The organism is Vibrio sinaloensis DSM 21326, from assembly GCF_000189275.1.
GTDB lineage: Bacteria > Pseudomonadota > Gammaproteobacteria > Enterobacterales > Vibrionaceae > Vibrio > Vibrio sinaloensis.
The window spans coordinates 1-20,806 of record NZ_AEVT01000117.1; the positions used below are offsets into that span (position 1 = coordinate 1).

Consider the following 20,806-nt stretch of genomic DNA (forward strand, 5'->3'; position numbering starts at 1 on the left):
CTTGCTCATGGGCTCAAAGAAAAGTAAGAAAATGGGCAAGAAGCTAGGAAAGAATGCGCTAAAAATTGGCGGTGTGGCTGCGCTAGGAGCCCTTGCATATAAGGTTTACAATGATCATCAAAAGCAACAACCCAGCTCGCCAGTACAAGATGACTTTAATGCTGATGATGCCATCCACAGTGAGTTGATCATTAAATCAATGATCGCCGCGGCTAAGGCAGACGGACACGTAGATCAACAAGAAATGGAGCGAATTGAAGCTGCACTTAAAGAAGCAGGAGCCAACAGCTCACTTCAGTCCCTCCTTCATTCGGAGCTAAATAAGCCCCTAGACCCAAATGAAATCGCCCTACTTGCAAGAACCCCACAACAAGCCTCTGAAATCTACCTCGCCTCTTTGATTGTGATTGATGAGCAGAATTTTATGGAAAAAGCGTATCTACAAGAGCTTGCAAAACAGCTTCAACTCGATCCGCAAGTCACGCAACAGCTCGAGCTTCAATGGCAAGCAGATTAAACTGGTGATTTAGTCAACGAATAGGAGTCTAACTTGAGCTAGAGCAAGCTTAGATTTTGAGTTTACTAGAGTGTCTGTGTATAGTTGAGAGCAGTTATCATTTAAAGATTAGGTTAATGACATGAAAGTATATGACTGCTGTGATTTGGTCCGAGAGCTGTACGCTCAAATCGGTAGTGGTGATCAGGCTTATGTACCAAAAGCGATTGCTTGTTCATTACGAGCACTTAACGATATTGCCGCTGACACCAGTTTGCCACAACATGTTCGAGACAAAGCTGCGTTTGCCGCCGCAAATCTGCTGATTTCAGATTTCGAGGATAAGTAATGAATCTGGCTAACTACGAAACAATGGATCCTGTCATGTTGATGAGCATCGTTAACATGAAACTACGCGATGACTTCGGTGGTGATCTGGACAAATTAGTGGCCTACTTTGATATCGATCGTTCATCACTTGAAACCAGACTTGCAGCCGCAGGTTTTGACTTTTTACCTGACGCCGGACAGTTCCGCTGATTGTAAACAAAACTCTGCTCAGACAAAAAAACCGCCTTATTGGCGGTTTTTTCATTGATGGAGACCTAGAGAGTTACTCTTCGTCAAACATCTCGTCTTCACGTGCCGCTTTTTCAGCTAGGTAACGTGCTTTTTTCTCTGCGGCTTCTTGAGCTAAACGCTCTTCGCGTTCTTCACGCACTTTACGTGCTTCGCCTTTACGTTCGTTACGCTCAGCTTGATTTTTGATGAAGCCTGCTAGCTCTTTTTCCGCCCATTCTTGCGCTTGTGCTTCAGTTTCAAAGCCTGATTCGCGCTTAGATACGGTTGTTTTACGTGAAGTGACTTGGCGAGTGATCTCTGCACACCAACCGTTGCGTTTTTCTGAAGTACGGATAGCGAATTTTGGATTTTTAGACATTTCATTCATTCCTAAGGGATTAATCAGGGATTCGGTCAACTTGATAACTCCATCTAAGCTGAGCTGTTCAACACCATCCCTTGGTAAGCGCGGTATTAGAGCATAAAAGTGAGATCTATGCTGCAAGTTTTTCTCGGTATCTTTCAAAAACAAAGCGCTGGTATTCCTACCAGCGCTTTTCGTTTTGATAAAGCCCGAAGTTAAGCTAACAACCTACTTGTTAACCTACGTTCTTACGTGCGTTTTGGAACATGCGCATCCAAGCACCGTTCTCGCCCCAACCTTCTGGAGACCATGAGTTCGCTACTGTACGGAATACACGCTCTGGGTGTGGCATCATGATAGTTACGCGGCCATCTTGAGTCGTTAGACCTGTGATTGCGTTTGGCGAACCATTCGGGTTGTTCGGGTATTGCTGCGTTGCGTTACCGTGGTTATCCACGTAACGCACTGCAACCGTACCTGATGCTTCAATCGCCGCTAAGTGGTCAGCGTCACGTACTTCTACGCGGCCTTCACCGTGTGATACTGCGATTGGCATACGAGAACCTGCCATACCGTCGAAAAATACAGAGTCAGACTTCTGAACTTCCACTAGGCTAAAGCGAGCTTCAAAACGCTCAGATTCGTTACGAACGAAGCGTGGCCATAGGTCTGCACCTGGGATTAGCTCTTTCAGGTTCGATAGCATCTGACAGCCGTTACACACACCTAGAGAGAAGGTATCTTCACGCTTGAAGAAGCCTTCGAATTGATTGCGAGCTTGCTCGTTGAATAGGATAGACTTCGCCCAACCTTCACCCGCACCCAATACATCACCGTAAGAGAAACCACCACAAGCCACTAGGCCTTGGTACTCTTCTAGAACCGCTTGACCGGTTAGGATGTCGCTCATGTGAATATCAGTCGCTTCAAAGCCTGCACGGTCAAATGCAGCTGCCATCTCAACGTGAGAGTTAACACCTTGCTCACGTAGGATTGCCATCTTAGGCTTAGCACCTTTCGCGATGTATGGCGCAGCGATGTCTTCGTTTACGTCGAAGCTTAGCTTAACGTTCAGGCCTGGGTCAGAGTTGTCTTTCTTCGCCTCAAACTCTTGGTCAGCACATGCTGGGTTGTCACGTAGACCTTGCATCTTGTGCGTAGTCTCAGCCCAGATAGTACGTAGTTCAGTACGGTTACGCTCTAGAACCACTGTGTCACCAGAAGTGATCACTAGCTCGTCAGACGCTTCGACTGAGCCGATTACGTGTGAACATGCTTCAAGACCTTTTGCTGCTAGCGTTGAAAGTACAGCGTCTAAATCTTCGTTCTTAACCTGAAGTACTGCGCCTAGCTCTTCGTTAAATAGCGCTGCTAGTGCATCTTCGCCTAAGTCAGCGATGTCCGCTTTAACACCACAATGACCTGCGAATGCCATCTCAGCTAGAGTCACGAATAGACCGCCATCGCCCTTATCGTGGTAAGCCACTACTTGGTCGTTCGCAACAAGTGCTTGAACGCCTTCGTAGAAGCCTTTTAGCTGCGCTGCGTTGTCTACGTCTGCTGGCTTATCACCAAGCTGCTTGTAAACCTGCGCCAGTGCCGTTGCGCCTAGACGGTTCTGACCGTTACCTAGGTCGATAAGTACAAGGCTAGTATCGCCTTTGTCGGTACGAAGCTGAGGTGTGATTGTCTTGCGAACATCTTCAACACGTGCAAACGCAGTGATGATTAGAGATAGCGGAGAGGTTACTTCTTTCTGCTCGCCATTCTCTTCCCACTTAGTCTTCATCGACATTGAGTCTTTACCCACAGGGATAGTTAGACCAAGTGCTGGACATAGCTCTTCACCCACCGCTTTCACTGCTTCGTAAAGACCTGCATCTTCACCTGGGTGGCCTGCTGGAGACATCCAGTTTGCAGACAGTTTAATGTGTTTGATATCACCGATGTTTGTCGCTGCGATGTTTGTGATTGCTTCACCCACCGCTAGACGAGCTGACGCACCGAAGTCTAGTAGAGCAACTGGCGTACGCTCCCCCATAGACATCGCTTCACCGTGGTAAGTGTCGTAGCTTGCTGCTGTTACTGCGCAGTTAGCGACAGGAACCTGCCAAGGGCCAACCATTTGGTCACGAGCTACAAGACCGGTAACGGTACGGTCACCGATAGTGATTAGGAATGTTTTCTCTGCAACCGTTGGAAGACGTAGCACGCGGTCTGCTGCTTCGTTTAGTTCGATACCGTCGCGGTTAACGGCAGGGTTGTTCGCCTTAAGCGTTTTCGCATCGCGGTGCATCTTAGGCGTCTTACCAAGAAGCACCTCCATTGGCATGTCGATTGGCGTGTTGTCGAAGTGTGAATCTTCAAGTTTCAGTTCACGCTCTTCTGTTGCCACACCCACTACTGCGTATGGTGCGCGTTCACGCTTACAGATCGCATCGAATACTTCCATATTCTCTGGCGCAACTGCCATTACGTAGCGTTCTTGAGATTCGTTACACCAGATCTCAAGTGGGCTCATGCCTGGTTCATCATTTGGTACATCACGCAGTTGGAAGATACCGCCACGCTCGCCATCATCGACTAGCTCTGGAAGTGCGTTAGAGATACCGCCCGCGCCCACATCGTGGATGAATGCGATTGGGTTCTCTTCGCCAAGCTGCCAACAACGGTCGATTACTTCCTGACAGCGACGTTCCATCTCTGGGTTTTCACGCTGTACTGAAGCGAAATCTAGATCTTCTGCTGATTGACCAGATGCCATTGAAGAAGCCGCACCGCCACCAAGGCCGATGTTCATTGCAGGACCACCCAATACTATTAGGCTTGCACCTACTGGGATCTCTTTCTTCTGTACGTGCTCGTCACGAATGTTACCCATACCACCAGCAATCATGATTGGCTTGTGGTAACCACGAACCTCTTCACCTGCGTGAGAATTTACTTTCTCTTCGTAAGTACGGAAGTAACCTAGTAGGTTTGGACGACCAAATTCGTTGTTAAACGCCGCGCCACCAAGTGGACCTTCTAGCATGATGTCTAGTGCGTTAACGATGCGACCTGGCTTACCGAAGTCTGTTTCCCATGGTTGTTCAAAACCAGGAATGCGTAGGTTAGATGTAGTGAAACCAACAAGACCTGCTTTTGGCTTACCACCGATACCAGTCGCGCCTTCGTCACGGATTTCACCACCAGAACCAGTAGAAGCGCCTGGCCAAGGAGAGATAGCGGTTGGGTGGTTGTGCGTTTCCACCTTCATTAGGATATGCGCTTTCTCTTGGTTGTAACCGTATTGGCGAGTTTCAGGGTTCGGGAAGAAACGACCTACATCCGAGCCTACCATTACCGCTGCGTTATCTTTGTACGCAGACAGCACGTTTTCAGGCGTCGTTTCGAATGTGTTCTTGATCATCTTGAACAGAGACTTCTCTTGCTTAACGCCGTCGATAGTCCAGTCTGCGTTGAAGATTTTGTGACGACAGTGCTCTGAGTTCGCTTGGGCAAACATCATTAGTTCGATGTCAGTTGGGTTACGATCTAGCTTATTTACGAACGCATCGTAAAGGTATTCGATTTCGTCATCAGCAAGTGCCAAACCAAGCGTGACGTTAGCCTTGATTAATGCTTCACGACCACCGTTCAGTAGGTCAACGTCTGCTACTGGTGCTGGCTCTGCCACTTGGAAAAGCGCAGTTGCAGACTCAAAATCAGTGAAGATAACTTCCATCATACGATCGTGTAGGATCGCTTTAAGCTCAACCAGTTGAAGCTCTGAAAGTTCATCCGATGATTCAATGTAGTAAGCGATACCGCGCTCAAGACGTGCGATCTTGTCTAGACCACAGTTATTTGCGATATCCGTTGATTTTGAAGACCAAGGCGAGATAGTGCCTGGTCGTGGAGTCGCAAGCAGCAGACGGCCTTCCGGCTCGTGCTCTTCAATTGTAGGACCATAAGTCAGTAGCTTTTCTAGCTTTTCAACTTCCTGATCATCTAGATCGGCTGACAGTTCAGCAAAGTGAGCAAATTCAGCGTAAATGCCCGTTACAGGCAAGCTTAGTTCACGACAAAGCTCTAGAAGCTTGTTAACACGAAATTCAGATAGAGCTGGGGAGCCACGAAAAATTCTCATGCGCTTAGGTCTCTTATGCAATTGGTTAGGGTCTGTTGACCAAGGTGATATTGGAATAAATTCACTTCAATAGCCCAACACAGTGGCTACTTTTACGAATTTATACCAATTCCACCTCTCCTTTGCGGGCGCATTATATAGTAATTTTTTTTACGACGAAACGGTTTGCGCAACCGTTTGCGTCATTTTTTTTGTCAATTCTGAAATACAGTGAATATCCAAAATTAAGATCTTTACTCTCGAAGCCATACTGATTGTCTTGCCTTGTTATGACACTTTGATATAAATGCCCTACTGGATGTATGAGATTATCACTGAATGAAAAAGCTTTACCTTTCCCAATTACGCGCATTAAGTACCTTAGTCGTCAGTGTGTTACTGCTGTCGGGTTGTCAGATCGAGTCTGAACCGAAAAGCGAACTCGAACAAATTAAAGAACGCGGTGTGTTACGAGTGGGTACATTAAACAACCAACTCTCTTACTACATCGGTCCTGATGGCCCTGCAGGTCTTGACTATGAGCTAGCCCGTGAGTTTGCCAATGAGCTCGGTGTGCAATTAGAAATGAAACCCGCTTATCGTATCTCAAGCCTCTACCCTGCTTTGCGTAACGGTGAGATTGATATCATTGCAGCAGGCTTAAGTCAGTCTCCTGAGCGGCTAAAAGCATTTCGCGCCGGCCCTGCCTATTACTACGTCAGTCAACAAGTGGTTTATAAAAAAGGCCAATGGCGACCACGTAATCTTGAGCAATTGTTAAAGCGCCAGCCTGAACTGGTTGAAAAGAACAATAATGAAGCAGTACTGCAAATCGTTGGTGACTCTCATTTCAACCAGACGCTAGCTGAGATTCAACGCCAACACCCAAGCTTTATCTATAAAATAGACCCTAATGCTGACGTAAACGATCTGTTGAAAAAGGTCTCTAATGGTGAGCTTTTATTTACTGTGGCGGACTCGGTTGAAATATCACTATCCCAACGCATCTACCCAGAAGTGGCGTTAGCATTCGAACTGACGGAAGACCAACCGACTTCTTGGTTCTTACGCCGTTCCCAAGATGAGAGCTTTTACGCGCTCCTAATCGAGTTCTTTGGCAATATTAAACAGTCTGGTCACTTGGCTTCCCTTGAAGAAAAATACATTGGCCATGTTGACTCATTTGACTATGTTGATACCCGTGCATTTATTCGAGCACTTGAATCCAAGCTACCGAAGTGGTCTCCACTCTTTAAAAAGTACTCTGATGAATTCGACTGGCGCTTAGTTGCTGCCCTCGCCTATCAAGAGTCACACTGGAATCCACTGGCGAAGTCTCCCACAGGAGTACGTGGGATGATGATGCTCACCTTACCAACGGCGAAAAGTGTTGGGGTTGAGGATCGCCTCGACCCAGAGCAGTCAGTAAAAGGTGGGGTTGAGTACCTACGTCGAATGGTGGCAAGAATTCCAGATTCGGTAGAAGAACACGAAAAAATTTGGTTTGCGCTCGCGTCATACAATGTCGGTTATGGTCATGTTATGGACGCAAGACGCTTAACAAAACGTCAAGGCGGAGACCCAGATGCCTGGGCAGATGTGAAGGACAGACTGCCGCTGTTGAGACAAAAGAAATATTTTAGCCAGACTCGTTATGGCTATGCTCGTGGCGATGAAGCCCGTAATTATGTCGAAAACATTCGTCGCTACTATCAGAGCATCATTGGCCATGTTGAGCAACAAACCTTAACTGAAGACAATAACAACGTCGATGACCTAACCGTTATTCAGGTGCCAGAAATGGCGACCTCTGGCGCTCTACCAGCCTCAGCAGCTCAAGCCAGTCAAGAAGCTGCCCCTTCAGAATAATGCGATACCAAGTGTGTAGTCTTTTGTACAAAGATTACACACTTGAATTCTTACTCTAGCACCCATACATAATATCGTGTGCTTGATCACTTGCGAACTTTCTTAAATTCGTAACAATTGCCGAGTATAAAACCAATATCTAAATATAATCAGTCGTATTCGTTGGGGAGTGGGCTGGTTGAGTCATAAACCCAAATAGGAGGTTGTTCTATGGCTAGACGTAAATTACAGTCAAAACGCCTTAACAAAACCGTTGCCGCGAATCGCCGTAAGCGTATGCTGAGCAACAATAAGAAAAAGGTGATCGCACGTCACCGTGCATTTATGCAGCTAATCTGTGCCGCATAACCCAAAAGCAAACATCTTCTGCGAAGGTGTTTGCTAAAGCCAGTTACTTCTTGAGCGCTTTCTTCGCCTCATGCATTCGAGTAAAGCGAGTCGCTTTACGTTCATTTTTCTTCTCTTTACGTCGACGTTTAAAAAACGCTTGTAACTGAGTGCGACATTCTGTTTCCAACAATCCGCGCTCTACATCGGCATAATGATAGGCCGCTTGGTGTTCAAATAAATTCAGTACCGTCCCCGCCGCTCCAGCCTTTAAATCAGGCGCTCCAAAAACGATGCGTTTCACACGGCTATGTAATAAAGCACCGGCACACATTGGACAAGGCTCTAGCGTTACGTACAAGGTGGTATCGAGCAAGCGATAATTTTCTAGTACTTGGCCCGCCTTACGCAACGTTTGGATTTCTGCGTGCGCAGTGGCGTCATTTTGACCAATGGATTGATTCCAACCTTCAGCGATAATTTCTCCATCTTTAACCAACACCGCTCCAACTGGCACTTCACCTTCCGCTTCAGCTTGCTTCGCCAGATCCATAGCGCGGCGCATAAACAGTTCATCTTGAGGGGTAAATTGAGATTCAGACAAAGAGAGCTCCAGCTGTATGAGTAAGCGAATAAGATAGTGAATTCTACCCGCATGGAAAAGGAAGTGGAAGCCAGTTAGCGGCTTGTCACTTTACCTACAAACAAAAAGCGCCAGTCTCTCGACCGGCGCTTCTACTATTTTAAACTTATCGAATCGACTGAATAGCTTAAATAGTGGATTCGTAGTTAACAACGCTACAGCGCCAAATATGACGGCATTTACATTGTGTAAGTGTATGGTGCTTGGATACCTAGTGGAATACCTAGAGCCCAGTATGCAACTAGGAAGATTGACCAACCAATAAGCATTGCGATTGAGAACGGCATCATCAGAGAAGCCAGAGTACCGATACCTGTCGACTTCACGTAACGTTGACAGTAAACCACCACGAGAGGGAAGAATACCATCAGAGGTGAAATGATGTTCGATACTGAGTCACCAACGCGGTATGCCGCTTGAGACAGCTCTGGCGAAATACCGACAGCCATAAGCATAGGTACTAAGATTGGACCAATCAGTGCCCATTTTGCCGACGCTGAACCAATCAATAGGTTTACCGAAGCCGTCAACAGAATCATACCAATGATTGTCGCCTCGCCCGGCAAGTTCATTGCTTTCAGACCTTCAGCACCGTAAAGCGCAAGCATTGTACCGATGTTTGACTGCGCGAACGCTGACAGGAACTGAGCACAGAAGAATGACATAACAATATATGCACCCATTGTCGACATAGTGTCAGACATGGCTTTGATAATGTCGTTACTTGTCTTAAACGTACCCGAAACCTTGCCGTATACGTAACCTGGGATGATAAACAGAATGAAGATCAATGGAACAATCGACTTCATTAGTGGGGCTGAGAACGCCGTGATTTCACCTTCAGGAGAGCGCAGTGCAGAGTTCTCAGGAATGATTGCAGCAATCAGAACAGCGATACCAGCCATCATTGCCCAACCAGCATAGCGGAATGCTTTCGACTCAAGCTCAGTGAAAGAACCTAAATCAGGTGCTTTCTCCGCGTCTTCATCGATTGGCGTTTTCGCTAGACGAGGCTCGATAATCTTTTCTGTTACATACCAACCAATCGCCACAATAATGATTGAAGATAGGCCAGTGAAGAAAATATTTGCCAGCGGGTTTACTACGTATTCTGGGTCAAGAACCTGTGCCGCTGTTTGTGTGAAACCAGCCAATAGTGGATCGATACCTGACGGAATAAAGTTTGCTGAGAAACCACCTGATACACCAGCAAACGCTGCTGCGATACCAGCGAGAGGGTGACGACCCGCAGCGTGGAAAATGATACCACCCAGAGGAATAACCAGTACGTAGCCCGCATCAGCAGCCGTATGAGATACGATTGCCACAAGGATTAGCATTGGTGTAAGAAGTTTCGCTGGCGTGAAGTTCAGCATCTTCTTTAGGCCTGTAGTGATAAAGCCTGAAGAGTCTGCAACACCAACACCTAACATTGCGACCAATACAATACCCAGTGGTGCGAAGCCCGTGAATGTGGTCACCATGTTCGCTAGGAAGCTTGCCAAAGATTCGCCAGTCAAAAGGTTGTTGATAGCAAGCGCTTCACCAGTACGTGGATTTAGGAGATCAAACGATACGTTTGAAAGGAGAGCAGACGCAGCCCAAGTAATAACGAGAGCCCAAAAAAACAAAATTGCAGGATCCGGAATTTTGTTACCTGCACGTTCAATAAAGTTTAGAAAGCGATCCATACCACTCGGCTTAGCAGATGGTGCTTTATTTACAGCTTGGTTACTCATGGTAACTCCATAGTGTGATGTTGTTGCCCAGGCATCTAGTTATAGTTTTATCAGCCTATGATTCACCCCACATTCTATTAAATGCCCCTGTTAAAAGCACAAGATTCTAGACCTTTTTCCATAATTGGAGACATATTTTGCAAAAACAACATCTACGTGCAACAAAACCAAAACACAAACCGATCATGATCAGAAACAAAATATAAACGATTTTGAAAAAAATAACGCATAGCTATCGGTATAAAAGCAAGCTATTCGATGCCATATGCACCTAGTCTCAATCAAATTCACTGAATTGTGAAATCGCGCTGGTGAGCTTTACCGATTGCTTATCTCCAAACCTATCCCACCAACATACTTCAACTTCAATAACACTAACTGCATTACTCAGTCCAGAATATGGCGTTACCTGACACTGCGTGTTAAACCCCGATCCTTTTACTGAGCAATGGGTAGAAGAGACACATACATCACTGCCCATATCACTATAAGAAAAGCTTGCGCTAGCGGATGAAACTCCTCGCCGAGTAAATGACTCAAGTTTACTTTCTGCAATATACAACGCTTGAAGACTACGATCGGCATAGTCAGCTTTCGACTCAGCATACGCCTGCATTTTTATTAAACCTAGAGCCCCTACACCTATCAATACGAAAGCAATAAGCACCTCAATTAGGCTCATCCCTTTATGCCTATAAATCATTCCAAGAGCCTCGATACCACTTCACTTGTTTAAACTTTCTCAACGGTGCATCTATTACATCTCGGTTGTAAGTAAATGCCAGAGAAGCGTTAAACACGGCAAACGTACCAGGACCATCCATTACGTAGCCACCACTCGGATTAAACGCACCGTTTTGAAAATACCCTATCTTGGTTTTGGGCATAGTGACGGTACCGCTCAAGGCATTAATAACACCATCTAAAACACTTGCAGCGCCATTGGTGCCCGTATCATTTTCAGTCTGATCCCACCCCGTTAGATCCAACACATTGTCGTCGCTGTCTTTAAACTCATCAGAAAGAAAGTGATACAACATACCATTAAAGTCTTGCGAACCCGTCACAGATAAAATGCCGTTATGAACCACCAATATGATCCCGTCATTAAGATGCGTGTTGATGGCACTGCTGATTGAGTCAAAATCGCTATCGTTAATTTCACACCCACCGTATACCCAGATAACATCCCTGCCTTGCTCTATATTTTGGACGATTTGTTCTGCACACTGAGCGTTGAACCCAGGAGCGCCGAGGTCCGTTACACTTGACAGGGTTTGGGAATTTAAACTGTAAGGAACATAACCGAAAAGGGTGTTATCTGACATCACATCAAACCAATCCTCACGCGCTACATCGAATACATCCTTAAACGGGTCCATAGCGGTGTCTTGTGTATAGTCCTCAGCGGTGTCGGCTAAGTCGGTAATACCAAATGAGTAGTTCGCAGCATGACACATTTGAAAGTTGGGATTTTCACTACTGGGGAATGACTGATATGGCTTAACCGTTTGATAAGGGTGATGAGTGTTATAGCTGGTGGCATAGAAATAGTTGAAGTAGCGCACAGCGGTGCACTCCCATAAGTTGTTACCTAAACTCTTGCCCGGGTCTGGAGACGACGTATAGCTCCCATTGATAACCAAATCGGATGTGGATCGGATCGCTCCCGTGCTCGATACATTTGGCGCTGAGAATGCTTTATTCAAAGTGAGATAACCGCTGGTTGCGGCAATAATGTTCGGAGAACCTACGGCAATAGACAAATCAGTAAGGCCAAGTAAGTTCTTGCACAATGAAACATCGCTAGGGACACGGTTGAACCGCATAGCTTGAGTATAAACACATTCTAATCCCCCCTCTGCTGCCCAATGATTTTGCCTCGCGATCACTTCGTTCTGTGCTCGTTTGATTTGATAAAACAACCCTCTGTAACTACCAAGAGCAATAATCAATGCCGCGACTAGCAGCAAACTGGTGACGAATAGTGTCGCCACACCTTTATTCCTTCTCATATCACCAATTCCTTTGCTTCAATGAAAATGACAAATCTTTGCTTAAGCCCGGAGAGTTTTTTAACGACGTAACCAATTGTACAGTCACCATAGATGAAGAGACCTTATTCCCTGGCAATTCAATTTGCGCTAGGTTGAACGCATCGACAGAAATCCGGTCTTTATGAAACAAGGTATTGCAGTTGTTACCAACATTCGCGGTAAAGTCTTGAGCATCAATCACAGATATTACGGTAGATTGTTTTTTTTCACATATTCGCAGAACATCGGTAGCTGCTGAAGTTTGTTCATAAACAATGTTTGAGTAGATAATAGATGCACCAGAAATTTCGCTGACGTAGGCATAGGCCAACAAGCCACTTGTCGGAGAGTTTTCGATATAAAACATATGATCAGCTCCCGACAGTTTCACTAGGTTATCGGTTACTCCGTTGTAGCCTGCTCTCTTCATATCCAAATTCATCATCTGTAAAACACTGTTGGTGCTTTGTAACAAACTCAGCTCTTTGGTGCGCTGTACTGCTATTTTTTGACTGTTAATGAATAGAGAGCCCATGACGCCAAGAGCAATAATGCCGACCGTCGATGCAACCATAAACTCTATCAAGCTCGCACCCTTTTGTTTGGTTATCGTCATATCAACACTTTTCATAATTTAGATACGAACTTGAACTAGGTGAACAAACTCGAACAATTGCTGAGCGGTGGTATGTTCTCAAGTTAAGCGCCGAAGAAGGACTCAGTTTAGGGTGAAAAGTAAACCTGCCTCCCTTGGGCCGGCCATGGGTTTCGTCAAAACTAATTTGATCTGATGTGTAGGTTGTCGATAAGGTAAGTCCGTCAAAAGCAGCACCAGACAAAATCGCGTACTTAGATCCTCCGCCTTCAGTATCACTATTAGTGAGTTCCAGTTTCCAATCACCTGTACTATTCGATGAACCTGACATAATCAAGTGAGCCCACAATGGCTCACGACGCATCACTGCTTCTGACTTTGCTAGCAAGACAAAACCATTTAACTCTTTGGCTAAACGCTCCATTTTTACTTTGTCGTTAACCGAACTAAAACTTGGCACCGCCCAAACAACGAGAACACCGATAACCAATAAGGTGATCAGCAGTTCAAGTAAGGTAAAGCCGCGAGACATTTCCCAATTTCCTATGCAAAACAATAATTAAACTAAATCAGCCTTGTGCAAAGACTAACACCTCATAACAATGCACTGAGGACCAAAAGGAAACTACGCGGAATGATTCTAAGAAATGGATGTAAACCGAGAAAAACAAGATTAGCAGCAATGACATTGATCGAACTAATGATAGTGGTTGCAGTGCTGTCTATTTTGGCATCAATCGCATACCCCAGTTATCAAAGCTATGTACTAAAGTCATATCGCTCTCAAGCACTTTCAGACATGGTTAAACTGCAGCTAGAACTAGAAGCCAACTACAATAATGGCTATAGCTGGAATAGCCTTATTTCGGGAGGAAGTTGCAATCAGTGCGAAACGCCAACCACACGTTATGTATTTTCGATCGCGAGCCAAGCTGGCAAAGCCTATGTGATAAAAGCTCAGGCTCAGTCGGGTTCAGGGCAAACTAAAGACCGCTGCCTGACGGATGAAAGCGTCGACTATATGACGTTAGACTCCAGTAACACCTCCTACCCATCCGCTTGTTGGAACTAACCGACCAGAAGTAAAAAGGCCTGCATTTAGCAGGCCTTTTATTTCATTCAATAACTCAGCATTAGCTGGTTAGGTCATCAAAGAACTTCTTCACACCATTGAAAAAGCCTTCTGATTTCGGCTTGTGCTTAGTCGCCGCTTCGCCGCCACATGACTCTTCAAATTCTTTCAGCAACTCTTTTTGACGAGAGCTCAGATTAACTGGCGTTTCGACTACGAGCTTAACAATTAGGTCGCCAATGCCACCGCCACGAACGCCTTTCACACCTTTACCGCGCATACGGAACATGCGCCCCGTTTGCGTCTCAGTAGGAACCTTAAGGTTCACTCGGCCATCAAGCGTTGGAACTTCTACCTCACCACCTAGCGCAGCCATTGCAAAGCTCACTGGGACTTCGCAGTACAAGTTGTTTCCATCACGTTCAAAGATATGGTGCTCTTTCACGTGCACTTGTACGTACAGATCGCCGGCTGGTGCGCCCATTTCTCCCGCTTCACCTTCGCCAGATAAGCGAATGCGATCGCCAGTATCAACACCTGAAGGGATCTTAACGTTAAGCGTTTTCGTTTTTTGCTTACGACCTTGTCCGTGACAAGATTTACAAGGGTTCTTGATGATCTTGCCTTTACCATGACAAGTAGGACAAGTCTGCTGAACGGCAAAGAAACCTTGGCGCATCTGAACTTGACCATGACCATGACAAGTACCACATGTTTCGACTGCAGAGCCTTTCTCTGCACCACTGCCATCACAAGAATCACACTCAACTAACGTTGGGACTTCGATCTCTTTCGAAACACCACGAACCGCTTCTTCTAGAGTGAGTTCCATGTTGTAGCGTAAATCCGCACCACGTTGCGCACGCTGTTGACCGCCACCACGACGCCCACCACCGAAAATGTCACCGAATACATCACCGAAGATGTCACCAAAGTCAGCACCGCCGCCACCGAAGCCGCCGCCACCCATACCACCTTGCTCGAATGCAGCATGGCCATATTGGTCATACGCTGCTTTCTTTTGAGGGTCGAGTAGGATTTCGTACGCTTCTTTTACTTCTTTAAACTTATCCGCGGCAGTTTCATCACCCTGGTTACGATCTGGGTGGTATTTCATCGCTAAGCGCTTGTACGCCTTTTTGATATCACGCTCTGATGCATCACGGCTAACGCCTAATACTTCGTAAAAATCACGTTTTGACATGTTCTTAGTCACCAATGTAGTACTGCAAACGGGCAATAAGACTTGCTCCGCTTGGTGTTTGTATCGTTCTAGCTAAAAGCTCTCAATCAAGCAAAGTATTTAGCTAGAAAGACAAATTAGTTTACAAACATACGGGCGTATGAGTTTCCTCAAACGCCCGTATATAAAGAATAAAAAGACATTTATCTAAGCTAGAACGCATTAGTTCAAGAAGAAGGCACAGAGCCTACAAAACGTAGATGAGTACCTTCGACGCAGACATCACGCGTTATAGCGACGATAAATTATTTTTTGTCTTCTTTAACTTCCTCAAATTCAGCATCAACAACGTCGTCTTCTTGCTTAGGCTGTTCGCCTGCTTCAGCGCCTTGTTGTGCTTGAGCTTGTTGCTGAGCGATTTCCATTAGCTTTTGAGCTGCTGCCATAAGTGCTTGAACTTTAGCATCGATTGCTTCTTTGTCTTCGCCCTTACGTGCTTCTTCAAGTTCAGAGATAGCTGCTTCAATCTTCTCTTTTTCGTCAGCTGGAAGCGCATCACCTGCTTCTTCAACTTGCTTACGAGTACCGTGAATCATTTGGTCAGCTTGGTTACGTGCAGTTGCTAGCTCTTCGAACTTCTTGTCCGCTTCTTTGTTAGCTTCTGCTTCTTGTACCATTTTCTCGATGTCTTCATCGCTTAGACCGCCAGAAGCTTGGATAGTGATCTTCTGCTCTTTACCAGTCTGCTTATCTTTCGCCGACACGTGTAGGATACCGTCCGCATCTAGGTCGAAAGTCACTTCGATTTGAGGCATACCACGTGGTGCAGGCTGAATGCCTTCTAGGTTGAATTGACCTAGAGACTTGTTGTACATCGCTTGCTTACGCTCACCTTGTAGAACGTGGATAGTTACCGCATTCTGGTTGTCTTCTGCAGTAGAGAAAACTTGGTTCGCTTTTGTTGGGATAGTTGTGTTCTTCTCAACAAGCTTAGTCATTACACCGCCCATAGTCTCGATACCTAGAGACAGAGGAGTAACGTCTAGTAGAAGTACGTCTTTAACATCACCAGCAAGTACACCACCTTGAACTGCAGCACCCATTGCTACTGCTTCATCAGGGTTTACGTCGCGGCGAGCTTCTTTACCAAAGAACTCAGCAACTTTCGCTTGAACCATAGGCATACGAGTCTGACCACCTACTAGGATTACGTCAGTGATGTCGTTTACTGAAAGGTCTGCGTCAGCTAGAGCAACTTTTAGTGGCTCAAGAGAACGTTGTACTAGGTCTTCAACTAGAGATTCTAGTTTCGCACGAGTTACTTTAACGTTCATGTGCTTAGGACCAGTCGCATCAGCAGTCACGTAAGGTAGGTTTACGTCAGTTTGAGAAGTAGAAGAAAGCTCGATTTTTGCTTTTTCTGCTGCTTCTTTAACACGCTGCATTGCTAGAGGATCGTTCTTAAGATCGATGCCTTGCTCTTTCTTGAACTCTTCAACTAGGTAGTTGATCATGCGGTTATCGAAGTCTTCACCACCTAAGTGAGTGTCACCGTTAGTCGCTAGTACTTCGAATGTTTTCTCGCCTTCAACTTCGTCAATCTCGATGATAGAGATATCGAATGTACCACCACCAAGGTCGTATACCGCGATAGTGCGGTCGCCGCCTTGCTTGTCTAGACCATATGCTAGAGCAGCAGCTGTTGGTTCGTTGATGATACGTTTAACTTCTAGACCTGCGATACGGCCAGCATCTTTAGTTGCTTGACGCTGTGCATCGTTAAAGTAAGCAGGTACTGTGATAACTGCGCCAGTAACTTCCTCACCTAGGAAGTCTTCTGCAGTTTTCTTCATTTTCTTAAGGATTTCAGCAGAAACCTGAGGAGCTGCCATTTTCTGGCCTTGCGCTTCTACCCAAGCATCACCGTTGTCAGCCTTAACGATTTTGTAAGGCATGATTTCGATGTCGCGCTGAACTTCTTCGTCTTCGAAACGACGACCAATAAGACGCTTAATTGCAAATAGCGTGTTAGTTGGGTTAGTAACTGCTTGACGTTTTGCAGGTTGACCTACTAGCGTTTCACCGTCTGTGTAACCAATTACCGATGCAGTGGTGCGCTCACCCTCTGCGTTTTCAATTACACGTGGTTTGTCGCCGTCTAGTACAGCAACACATGAGTTAGTAGTACCTAAGTCAATACCAATGATTTTACCCATCAGGCTATCTCCGAATAAATTTCTATTTTCGTTTTGCTATATCCCCTATGTGGGGATGGAGAATCGGGTTTCAACCCTTGCTCACAAACAAAAATAATGATGTTTGCTTCTCTATGCCCAATAGATAAGGGCGGCAAATGGCTTTTCAAGGGAAAGAGTAAAAAAAAGTTAAAAAAGATTACCCTCACAAAACAAAAGCGAGCCATTTGGCTCGCTTTTACATTCAGACAGTTTAAAGATTAAGCGTTAGCTTGAGCGGGTTTCGCTTCTACTTCTGCTTCTTGTTTGCCGATTTCACCTTCCGTTTTAGCAACGATAGTGTTTACTGCTGTATCGCCCACTACGTTAGAAGATGTACAGAACATATCATTGATACGGTCAACTGCTGCGATGATTGCTAGACCTTCTGGTGGAAGACCTAGTTGGTGAAGAAGAACACCAACCATTACAACGCCACCGCCAGGAACACCACCAGCACCGATAGACAGAAGTAGGATAGTAAGACCTAGAGTGAACACATCAGCAGTGTTGATTGGCTGACCAAATGCGTTTGCTACGAAGATAGTTGCAAGTGCGATGTAGATAGACACACCAGACATGTTCATGGTCGCACCTAGTGGTACACCAAAACCTGCTACTGATTTAGATACTTGCAGTTTCTCCGTCAGAGTACGCATCGTTACAGGAATCGTAGCGTTTGAGCTCGCTGTTGATAGAGAAAATAGGATTTGCTCACGAGTTGCACGCAAGAAGGTCTTTGGAGAAGTCCCTGTCGCAATGCCAACCGCCATTGGGTAGAAGAAGAAGATCCAGAACACTAGCATTGCCACAACAAGCGCAACATAGCCTGCTACCGACATTAGCGTGTTCGCATCTAGCGTTGCACCTAGTTGAATCATCAGTGCAAATACACCGTATGGAGCTAGGCTCATTACAAGACCCACTAGCTTCATCATGATTTCATTCGCCATCTTGAAGGTACGAATCGCTGGACCACCGCGTGAATCAAGAGCTTGAATTGCAAGACCTGTCAGGATTGCCATAAAGATGATTTGTAGCATGTCGCCGTTAGCAAACGCTTGAACTGGGTTGCTAGGAACGATGTTTACTACGAGTGAGAAGATATCAGGCGTTTCTGTTGTTGTTAACTTAACCGTTTCAGAAATAGTGCCGGCTAGGTTCGCGTCAGCGCCTGGTTGGAAAATCATACCAACCGTCAGAGCCGCAGTAATCGCGATGATGGTGTTAATAATGTATAGAGCAAAGGTTTTACCACCAAGACGACCAAATGCAGTAATGTCTTTCAGATCAACAATACCACACACTATTGAAACGTATACCAAAGGTACAACAAGTAACTTAATCAGTGATACGAACATACCGCCCGCGCCTTCCGCAGCGCCTAGAAGGTAAGTATCAAAGATTGCAATCCCGCTAAATAAGTACTGGATAGCAGTACCGATCAGTAGACCAGCAAACAAGCCTACAAAAATCTTGCTTGAAAGCGATTTATCCATCATCCATCTCCAGAATGTTGTGTTTGTAATTTATGGTTTTATAGTTTATTCCGCCAGTTTCCCCGACGGAGTTCGCACATATTACACATAAAGGTTACAAAATAAAGCATTTGTTTACGATAATGTTACAAGTTTCAAATCGGAAATTAATTTTCGGTTAAACTTTAGTCTAAGAATAATTCACTAAATCAATCAATTACTACAAAGCGAGATGGGAGACCTTAGGCAAAAAAAAGAGAGACATTTAGCCTCTCTAGTGTTTAAAACGGGGTGTATTCAGTGGTTATTTAGCAACCATAACCATCGCTGGACGAATCACACGACCATTAAGTTCGTAACCTTTTTGCATCACGAACATGACTGTATTTGACTCGTGATCAGGACTTTCTTGAATAGACATCGCTTGATGCTGTTCCGGGTTGAACGCTTCGCCTTCAGGATTGATCTCTTTAAGTCCGAATTTAGACACGGTATCAACAAATGTTTTGTGCGTAAGCTCAACACCTTCTAGTAGTGGTTTCACCACTTCCGCTTCAGTATCTGCCGCTTGGATAGCACGCTCAAGGTTATCGATCACTGGCAATAATTCTTCAGCAAACTTGTTCAGTGCGTATTTACGAGCCTTGTCGATTTCCTGTTCAGTACGACGGCGCATATTTTCCACTTCAGCTTTCGCACGAAGAACACCGTCTTGCTGCTCTTGAAGTTTCGCTTCGCTTGATAACAGTGCTGCCTCTAGTTGAGCAATCTTAGCGTCTTTCTCATCACCAATATCTTCAAGCTCTGCTTCAGCTTCTTGAGCTGCCGCTTCTACTTTTTCTGCCTCTTCGATGATTTGATCAAGCTCTTCTTCTGTAACTTTGTTTTCTTCGTTGCTCATGATATCTCCAGAGTTCATATTCCTCGGTACCTAACGCTTCACGTTTATCGCGTTTAGATACACAAAAATTCGCATAAATAGCTAACTTGCCATTATTATGGGGACGAAGATTATTGAATCAAGCCTATTTAGTGCGGAAAACCTATGAAAAAATGTTTTCAAGTGATCGCCATCATTGGTAAACCACGAGATCAGCAAGCCATTCAGACCCACAGAGAGCTTTATACTTGGCTGAAATCTGAAGGCTATCAAGTTTTTATCGACGATCGGTTGATCGAGATTCTCGACGATGTTCCTAAAGAAGATTTTGCAAGCTTGATTCAACTTGGTAAAGCCGCTGATCTCGCAATCGTGGTCGGTGGTGACGGCAATATGCTTGGCGCAGCTCGTGTGTTATCCCGATTTGATATCTCCGTGATCGGAGTTAATAGAGGCAACTTAGGTTTCTTAACGGATTTAAACCCAGAAGACTTTCAATCGGCCTTAAAGAACGTATTGGCGGGTGAGTTTATTGAAGAAGAGCGTTTTTTACTTGAGGCTGAAGTTCACCGTCACGGCCAAGTTAAAAGCCACAACGCGGCATTGAATGAAGCCGTGTTGCACCCCGGACAAGTCGCTCACATGATTGAATTTGAAGTATATATAGATGAAAGCTTTGCCTTCTCTCTGCGTGCCGATGGTTTAATCGTCTCAACACCGACAGGCTCGACCGCTTACTCCTTGTCGGGCGGCGGTCCGATTCTGTCACCAAGTTTGAACTCAATCTCACTGGTGCCTATGTTCCCTCACACACTTTCAAGTAGACCGTTAGTGGTTGATGGCAATCGCCGTATTAAACTGATCGTATCACCAGATAACCGAGGAACCCAAGAAGTCGGCTGCGATGGCCAAGTCTCACTTCCTGTTTCGCCCGGCGATGAAGTTCATATCTACCAAAGCCCGAATGTACTTAAGCTTATCCACCCGAAAGACTACAGTTACTACCACGTACTAAGAAACAAGCTCGGTTGGTCAAGCAAGCTTTTCTAGTTGCTGGCGGATCTGTACTCCACTGATCCGCCTAGCAAATTTCGCCAAAATACCACTAAAACTCCCAGAATACTTAGCATAAGACATCGCTAATTTAGAATTTATAAAATTTGATCCTGTGTGCAAATTCAATAATCAATTCATTTCGTTAATTGATTGAACGGTGTC

At 45.4% G+C, this 20,806-nt stretch carries 19 protein-coding genes; 7 read left to right on the top strand and 12 right to left on the bottom strand.

The window, feature by feature from the left end; genetic code table 11:
• The 3 genes from RH45_RS20565 to RH45_RS20575 all read left to right on the top strand — a co-directional run.
• Positions 1–517 (top strand): tellurite resistance TerB family protein (locus RH45_RS20565; RefSeq protein ID WP_039959027.1); only part of this gene is annotated, 517 nt, incomplete at its 5' end.
• Between the two features lie 121 nt (positions 518–638).
• A complete protein-coding gene (locus RH45_RS20570; protein WP_008081084.1) occupies positions 639–845 on the top strand; it encodes a YaeP family protein in 207 nt (68 codons plus the stop codon).
• Entirely contained in the window at positions 845–1,036 is a 192-nt protein-coding gene (locus tag RH45_RS20575; protein WP_008081086.1) for a DUF4250 domain-containing protein, read from the top strand. The genes RH45_RS20570 and RH45_RS20575 overlap by 1 nt, the downstream gene beginning before the upstream one ends.
• Positions 1,037–1,109: 73 nt before the next feature.
• Here the strand turns inward: RH45_RS20575 and RH45_RS20580 are convergent, their stop codons facing one another.
• Positions 1,110–1,436, bottom strand: coding sequence for a DUF3622 domain-containing protein (locus tag RH45_RS20580; RefSeq protein ID WP_008081088.1), 327 nt, complete (start codon positions 1,434–1,436; stop codon positions 1,110–1,112).
• A gap of 220 nt (positions 1,437–1,656) precedes the next feature.
• Positions 1,657–5,553, bottom strand: a complete 3,897-nt coding sequence (purL, locus tag RH45_RS20585) for a phosphoribosylformylglycinamidine synthase (RefSeq protein WP_008081090.1) — start codon at positions 5,551–5,553, stop codon at positions 1,657–1,659.
• A 318-nt stretch (positions 5,554–5,871) separates the two neighbouring features.
• Between purL and mltF the strand changes: the two genes are divergently transcribed.
• Positions 5,872–7,401, top strand: a complete 1,530-nt coding sequence (gene mltF / locus RH45_RS20590) for a membrane-bound lytic murein transglycosylase MltF (RefSeq protein ID WP_008081092.1) — start codon at positions 5,872–5,874, stop codon at positions 7,399–7,401.
• Positions 7,402–7,611: 210 nt separating this feature from the next.
• Positions 7,612–7,749, top strand: coding sequence for a hypothetical protein (locus RH45_RS23615; RefSeq protein WP_008081093.1), 138 nt, complete (start codon positions 7,612–7,614; stop codon positions 7,747–7,749).
• A gap of 43 nt (positions 7,750–7,792) precedes the next feature.
• On the opposite strand, the gene tadA is transcribed toward RH45_RS23615, so the two are convergent.
• The 6 genes from tadA to RH45_RS20620 form a co-directional block, all read right to left on the bottom strand.
• Positions 7,793–8,332: a tRNA adenosine(34) deaminase TadA gene (tadA, locus tag RH45_RS20595; RefSeq protein ID WP_008081095.1), complete on the bottom strand. Its 540-nt coding sequence runs from the start codon at positions 8,330–8,332 to the stop codon at positions 7,793–7,795.
• Positions 8,333–8,550: 218 nt separating this feature from the next.
• Positions 8,551–10,110: an AbgT family transporter gene (locus RH45_RS20600; RefSeq protein ID WP_008081097.1), complete on the bottom strand. Its 1,560-nt coding sequence runs from the start codon at positions 10,108–10,110 to the stop codon at positions 8,551–8,553.
• Positions 10,111–10,387: 277 nt separating this feature from the next.
• Positions 10,388–10,792 carry a type IV pilus modification PilV family protein gene (locus RH45_RS20605; RefSeq protein WP_241211669.1) on the bottom strand — a complete coding sequence of 135 codons (405 nt, stop codon included), beginning with the start codon at positions 10,790–10,792 and terminating at the stop codon, positions 10,388–10,390.
• 10 nt (positions 10,793–10,802) lie between these two features.
• The gene (locus RH45_RS20610; protein ID WP_039959029.1) at positions 10,803–12,125 is read right to left on the bottom strand and encodes a hypothetical protein; all 1,323 of its coding nucleotides are present in this window, start codon (positions 12,123–12,125) and stop codon (positions 10,803–10,805) included.
• Between the two features lies 1 nt (position 12,126).
• A complete protein-coding gene (locus tag RH45_RS20615; protein ID WP_008081102.1) occupies positions 12,127–12,762 on the bottom strand; it encodes a PilW family protein in 636 nt (211 codons plus the stop codon).
• 1 nt (position 12,763) lies between these two features.
• Positions 12,764–13,273, bottom strand: a complete 510-nt coding sequence (locus RH45_RS20620; protein WP_008081104.1) for a GspH/FimT family pseudopilin — start codon at positions 13,271–13,273, stop codon at positions 12,764–12,766.
• A gap of 150 nt (positions 13,274–13,423) precedes the next feature.
• Here RH45_RS20620 and RH45_RS20625 point away from each other — a divergent pair, with 150 nt between their 5' ends.
• Positions 13,424–13,813 (top strand): type IV pilin protein, encoded by a 390-nt coding sequence (locus RH45_RS20625; protein WP_008081105.1) that lies wholly within the window; start codon positions 13,424–13,426, stop codon positions 13,811–13,813.
• A gap of 61 nt (positions 13,814–13,874) precedes the next feature.
• Here the strand turns inward: RH45_RS20625 and dnaJ are convergent, their stop codons facing one another.
• From dnaJ to grpE, 4 genes are all read right to left on the bottom strand, one after another.
• Positions 13,875–15,017 (bottom strand): molecular chaperone DnaJ, encoded by a 1,143-nt coding sequence (gene dnaJ, locus RH45_RS20630; protein ID WP_008081107.1) that lies wholly within the window; start codon positions 15,015–15,017, stop codon positions 13,875–13,877.
• Positions 15,018–15,301: 284 nt separating this feature from the next.
• The gene (gene dnaK, locus RH45_RS20635) at positions 15,302–17,212 is read right to left on the bottom strand and encodes a molecular chaperone DnaK (protein ID WP_008081109.1); all 1,911 of its coding nucleotides are present in this window, start codon (positions 17,210–17,212) and stop codon (positions 15,302–15,304) included.
• A 239-nt stretch (positions 17,213–17,451) separates the two neighbouring features.
• Positions 17,452–18,729 (bottom strand): dicarboxylate/amino acid:cation symporter, encoded by a 1,278-nt coding sequence (locus tag RH45_RS20640; protein WP_008081113.1) that lies wholly within the window; start codon positions 18,727–18,729, stop codon positions 17,452–17,454.
• A 283-nt stretch (positions 18,730–19,012) separates the two neighbouring features.
• Positions 19,013–19,609, bottom strand: coding sequence for a nucleotide exchange factor GrpE (grpE, locus tag RH45_RS20645; protein WP_039959037.1), 597 nt, complete (start codon positions 19,607–19,609; stop codon positions 19,013–19,015).
• A 144-nt stretch (positions 19,610–19,753) separates the two neighbouring features.
• On the opposite strand from grpE, the gene nadK reads away from it, so the two are divergent.
• Positions 19,754–20,638: an NAD(+) kinase gene (nadK, locus tag RH45_RS20650; RefSeq protein ID WP_008081115.1), complete on the top strand. Its 885-nt coding sequence runs from the start codon at positions 19,754–19,756 to the stop codon at positions 20,636–20,638.
• Positions 20,639–20,806 lie beyond the last annotated feature (168 nt).

Excerpts from the sequence above, each read along its gene's own strand:
- dnaJ (WP_008081107.1), bottom strand. The coding sequence starts at position 15,017 with ATGTCAAAACGTGATTTTTACGAAGTATTAGGCGTTAGCCGTGATGCA.
- RH45_RS20605 (WP_241211669.1), bottom strand. The coding sequence starts at position 10,792 with ATGAGCCTAATTGAGGTGCTTATTGCTTTCGTATTGATAGGTGTAGGG.
- RH45_RS20600 (WP_008081097.1), bottom strand. The coding sequence starts at position 10,110 with ATGAGTAACCAAGCTGTAAATAAAGCACCATCTGCTAAGCCGAGTGGT.
- nadK (WP_008081115.1), top strand. The coding sequence starts at position 19,754 with ATGAAAAAATGTTTTCAAGTGATCGCCATCATTGGTAAACCACGAGAT.
- RH45_RS20625 (WP_008081105.1), top strand. The coding sequence starts at position 13,424 with ATGACATTGATCGAACTAATGATAGTGGTTGCAGTGCTGTCTATTTTG.
- RH45_RS20610 (WP_039959029.1), bottom strand. The coding sequence starts at position 12,125 with ATGAGAAGGAATAAAGGTGTGGCGACACTATTCGTCACCAGTTTGCTG.
- RH45_RS20615 (WP_008081102.1), bottom strand. The coding sequence starts at position 12,762 with ATGACGATAACCAAACAAAAGGGTGCGAGCTTGATAGAGTTTATGGTT.
- RH45_RS20575 (WP_008081086.1), top strand. The coding sequence starts at position 845 with ATGAATCTGGCTAACTACGAAACAATGGATCCTGTCATGTTGATGAGC.
- RH45_RS23615 (WP_008081093.1), top strand. The coding sequence starts at position 7,612 with ATGGCTAGACGTAAATTACAGTCAAAACGCCTTAACAAAACCGTTGCC.
- RH45_RS20640 (WP_008081113.1), bottom strand. The coding sequence starts at position 18,729 with ATGGATAAATCGCTTTCAAGCAAGATTTTTGTAGGCTTGTTTGCTGGT.
- grpE (WP_039959037.1), bottom strand. The coding sequence starts at position 19,609 with ATGAGCAACGAAGAAAACAAAGTTACAGAAGAAGAGCTTGATCAAATC.
- RH45_RS20580 (WP_008081088.1), bottom strand. The coding sequence starts at position 1,436 with ATGTCTAAAAATCCAAAATTCGCTATCCGTACTTCAGAAAAACGCAAC.
- purL (WP_008081090.1), bottom strand. The coding sequence starts at position 5,553 with ATGAGAATTTTTCGTGGCTCCCCAGCTCTATCTGAATTTCGTGTTAAC.
- mltF (WP_008081092.1), top strand. The coding sequence starts at position 5,872 with ATGAAAAAGCTTTACCTTTCCCAATTACGCGCATTAAGTACCTTAGTC.
- dnaK (WP_008081109.1), bottom strand. The coding sequence starts at position 17,212 with ATGGGTAAAATCATTGGTATTGACTTAGGTACTACTAACTCATGTGTT.
- RH45_RS20570 (WP_008081084.1), top strand. The coding sequence starts at position 639 with ATGAAAGTATATGACTGCTGTGATTTGGTCCGAGAGCTGTACGCTCAA.
- RH45_RS20620 (WP_008081104.1), bottom strand. The coding sequence starts at position 13,273 with ATGTCTCGCGGCTTTACCTTACTTGAACTGCTGATCACCTTATTGGTT.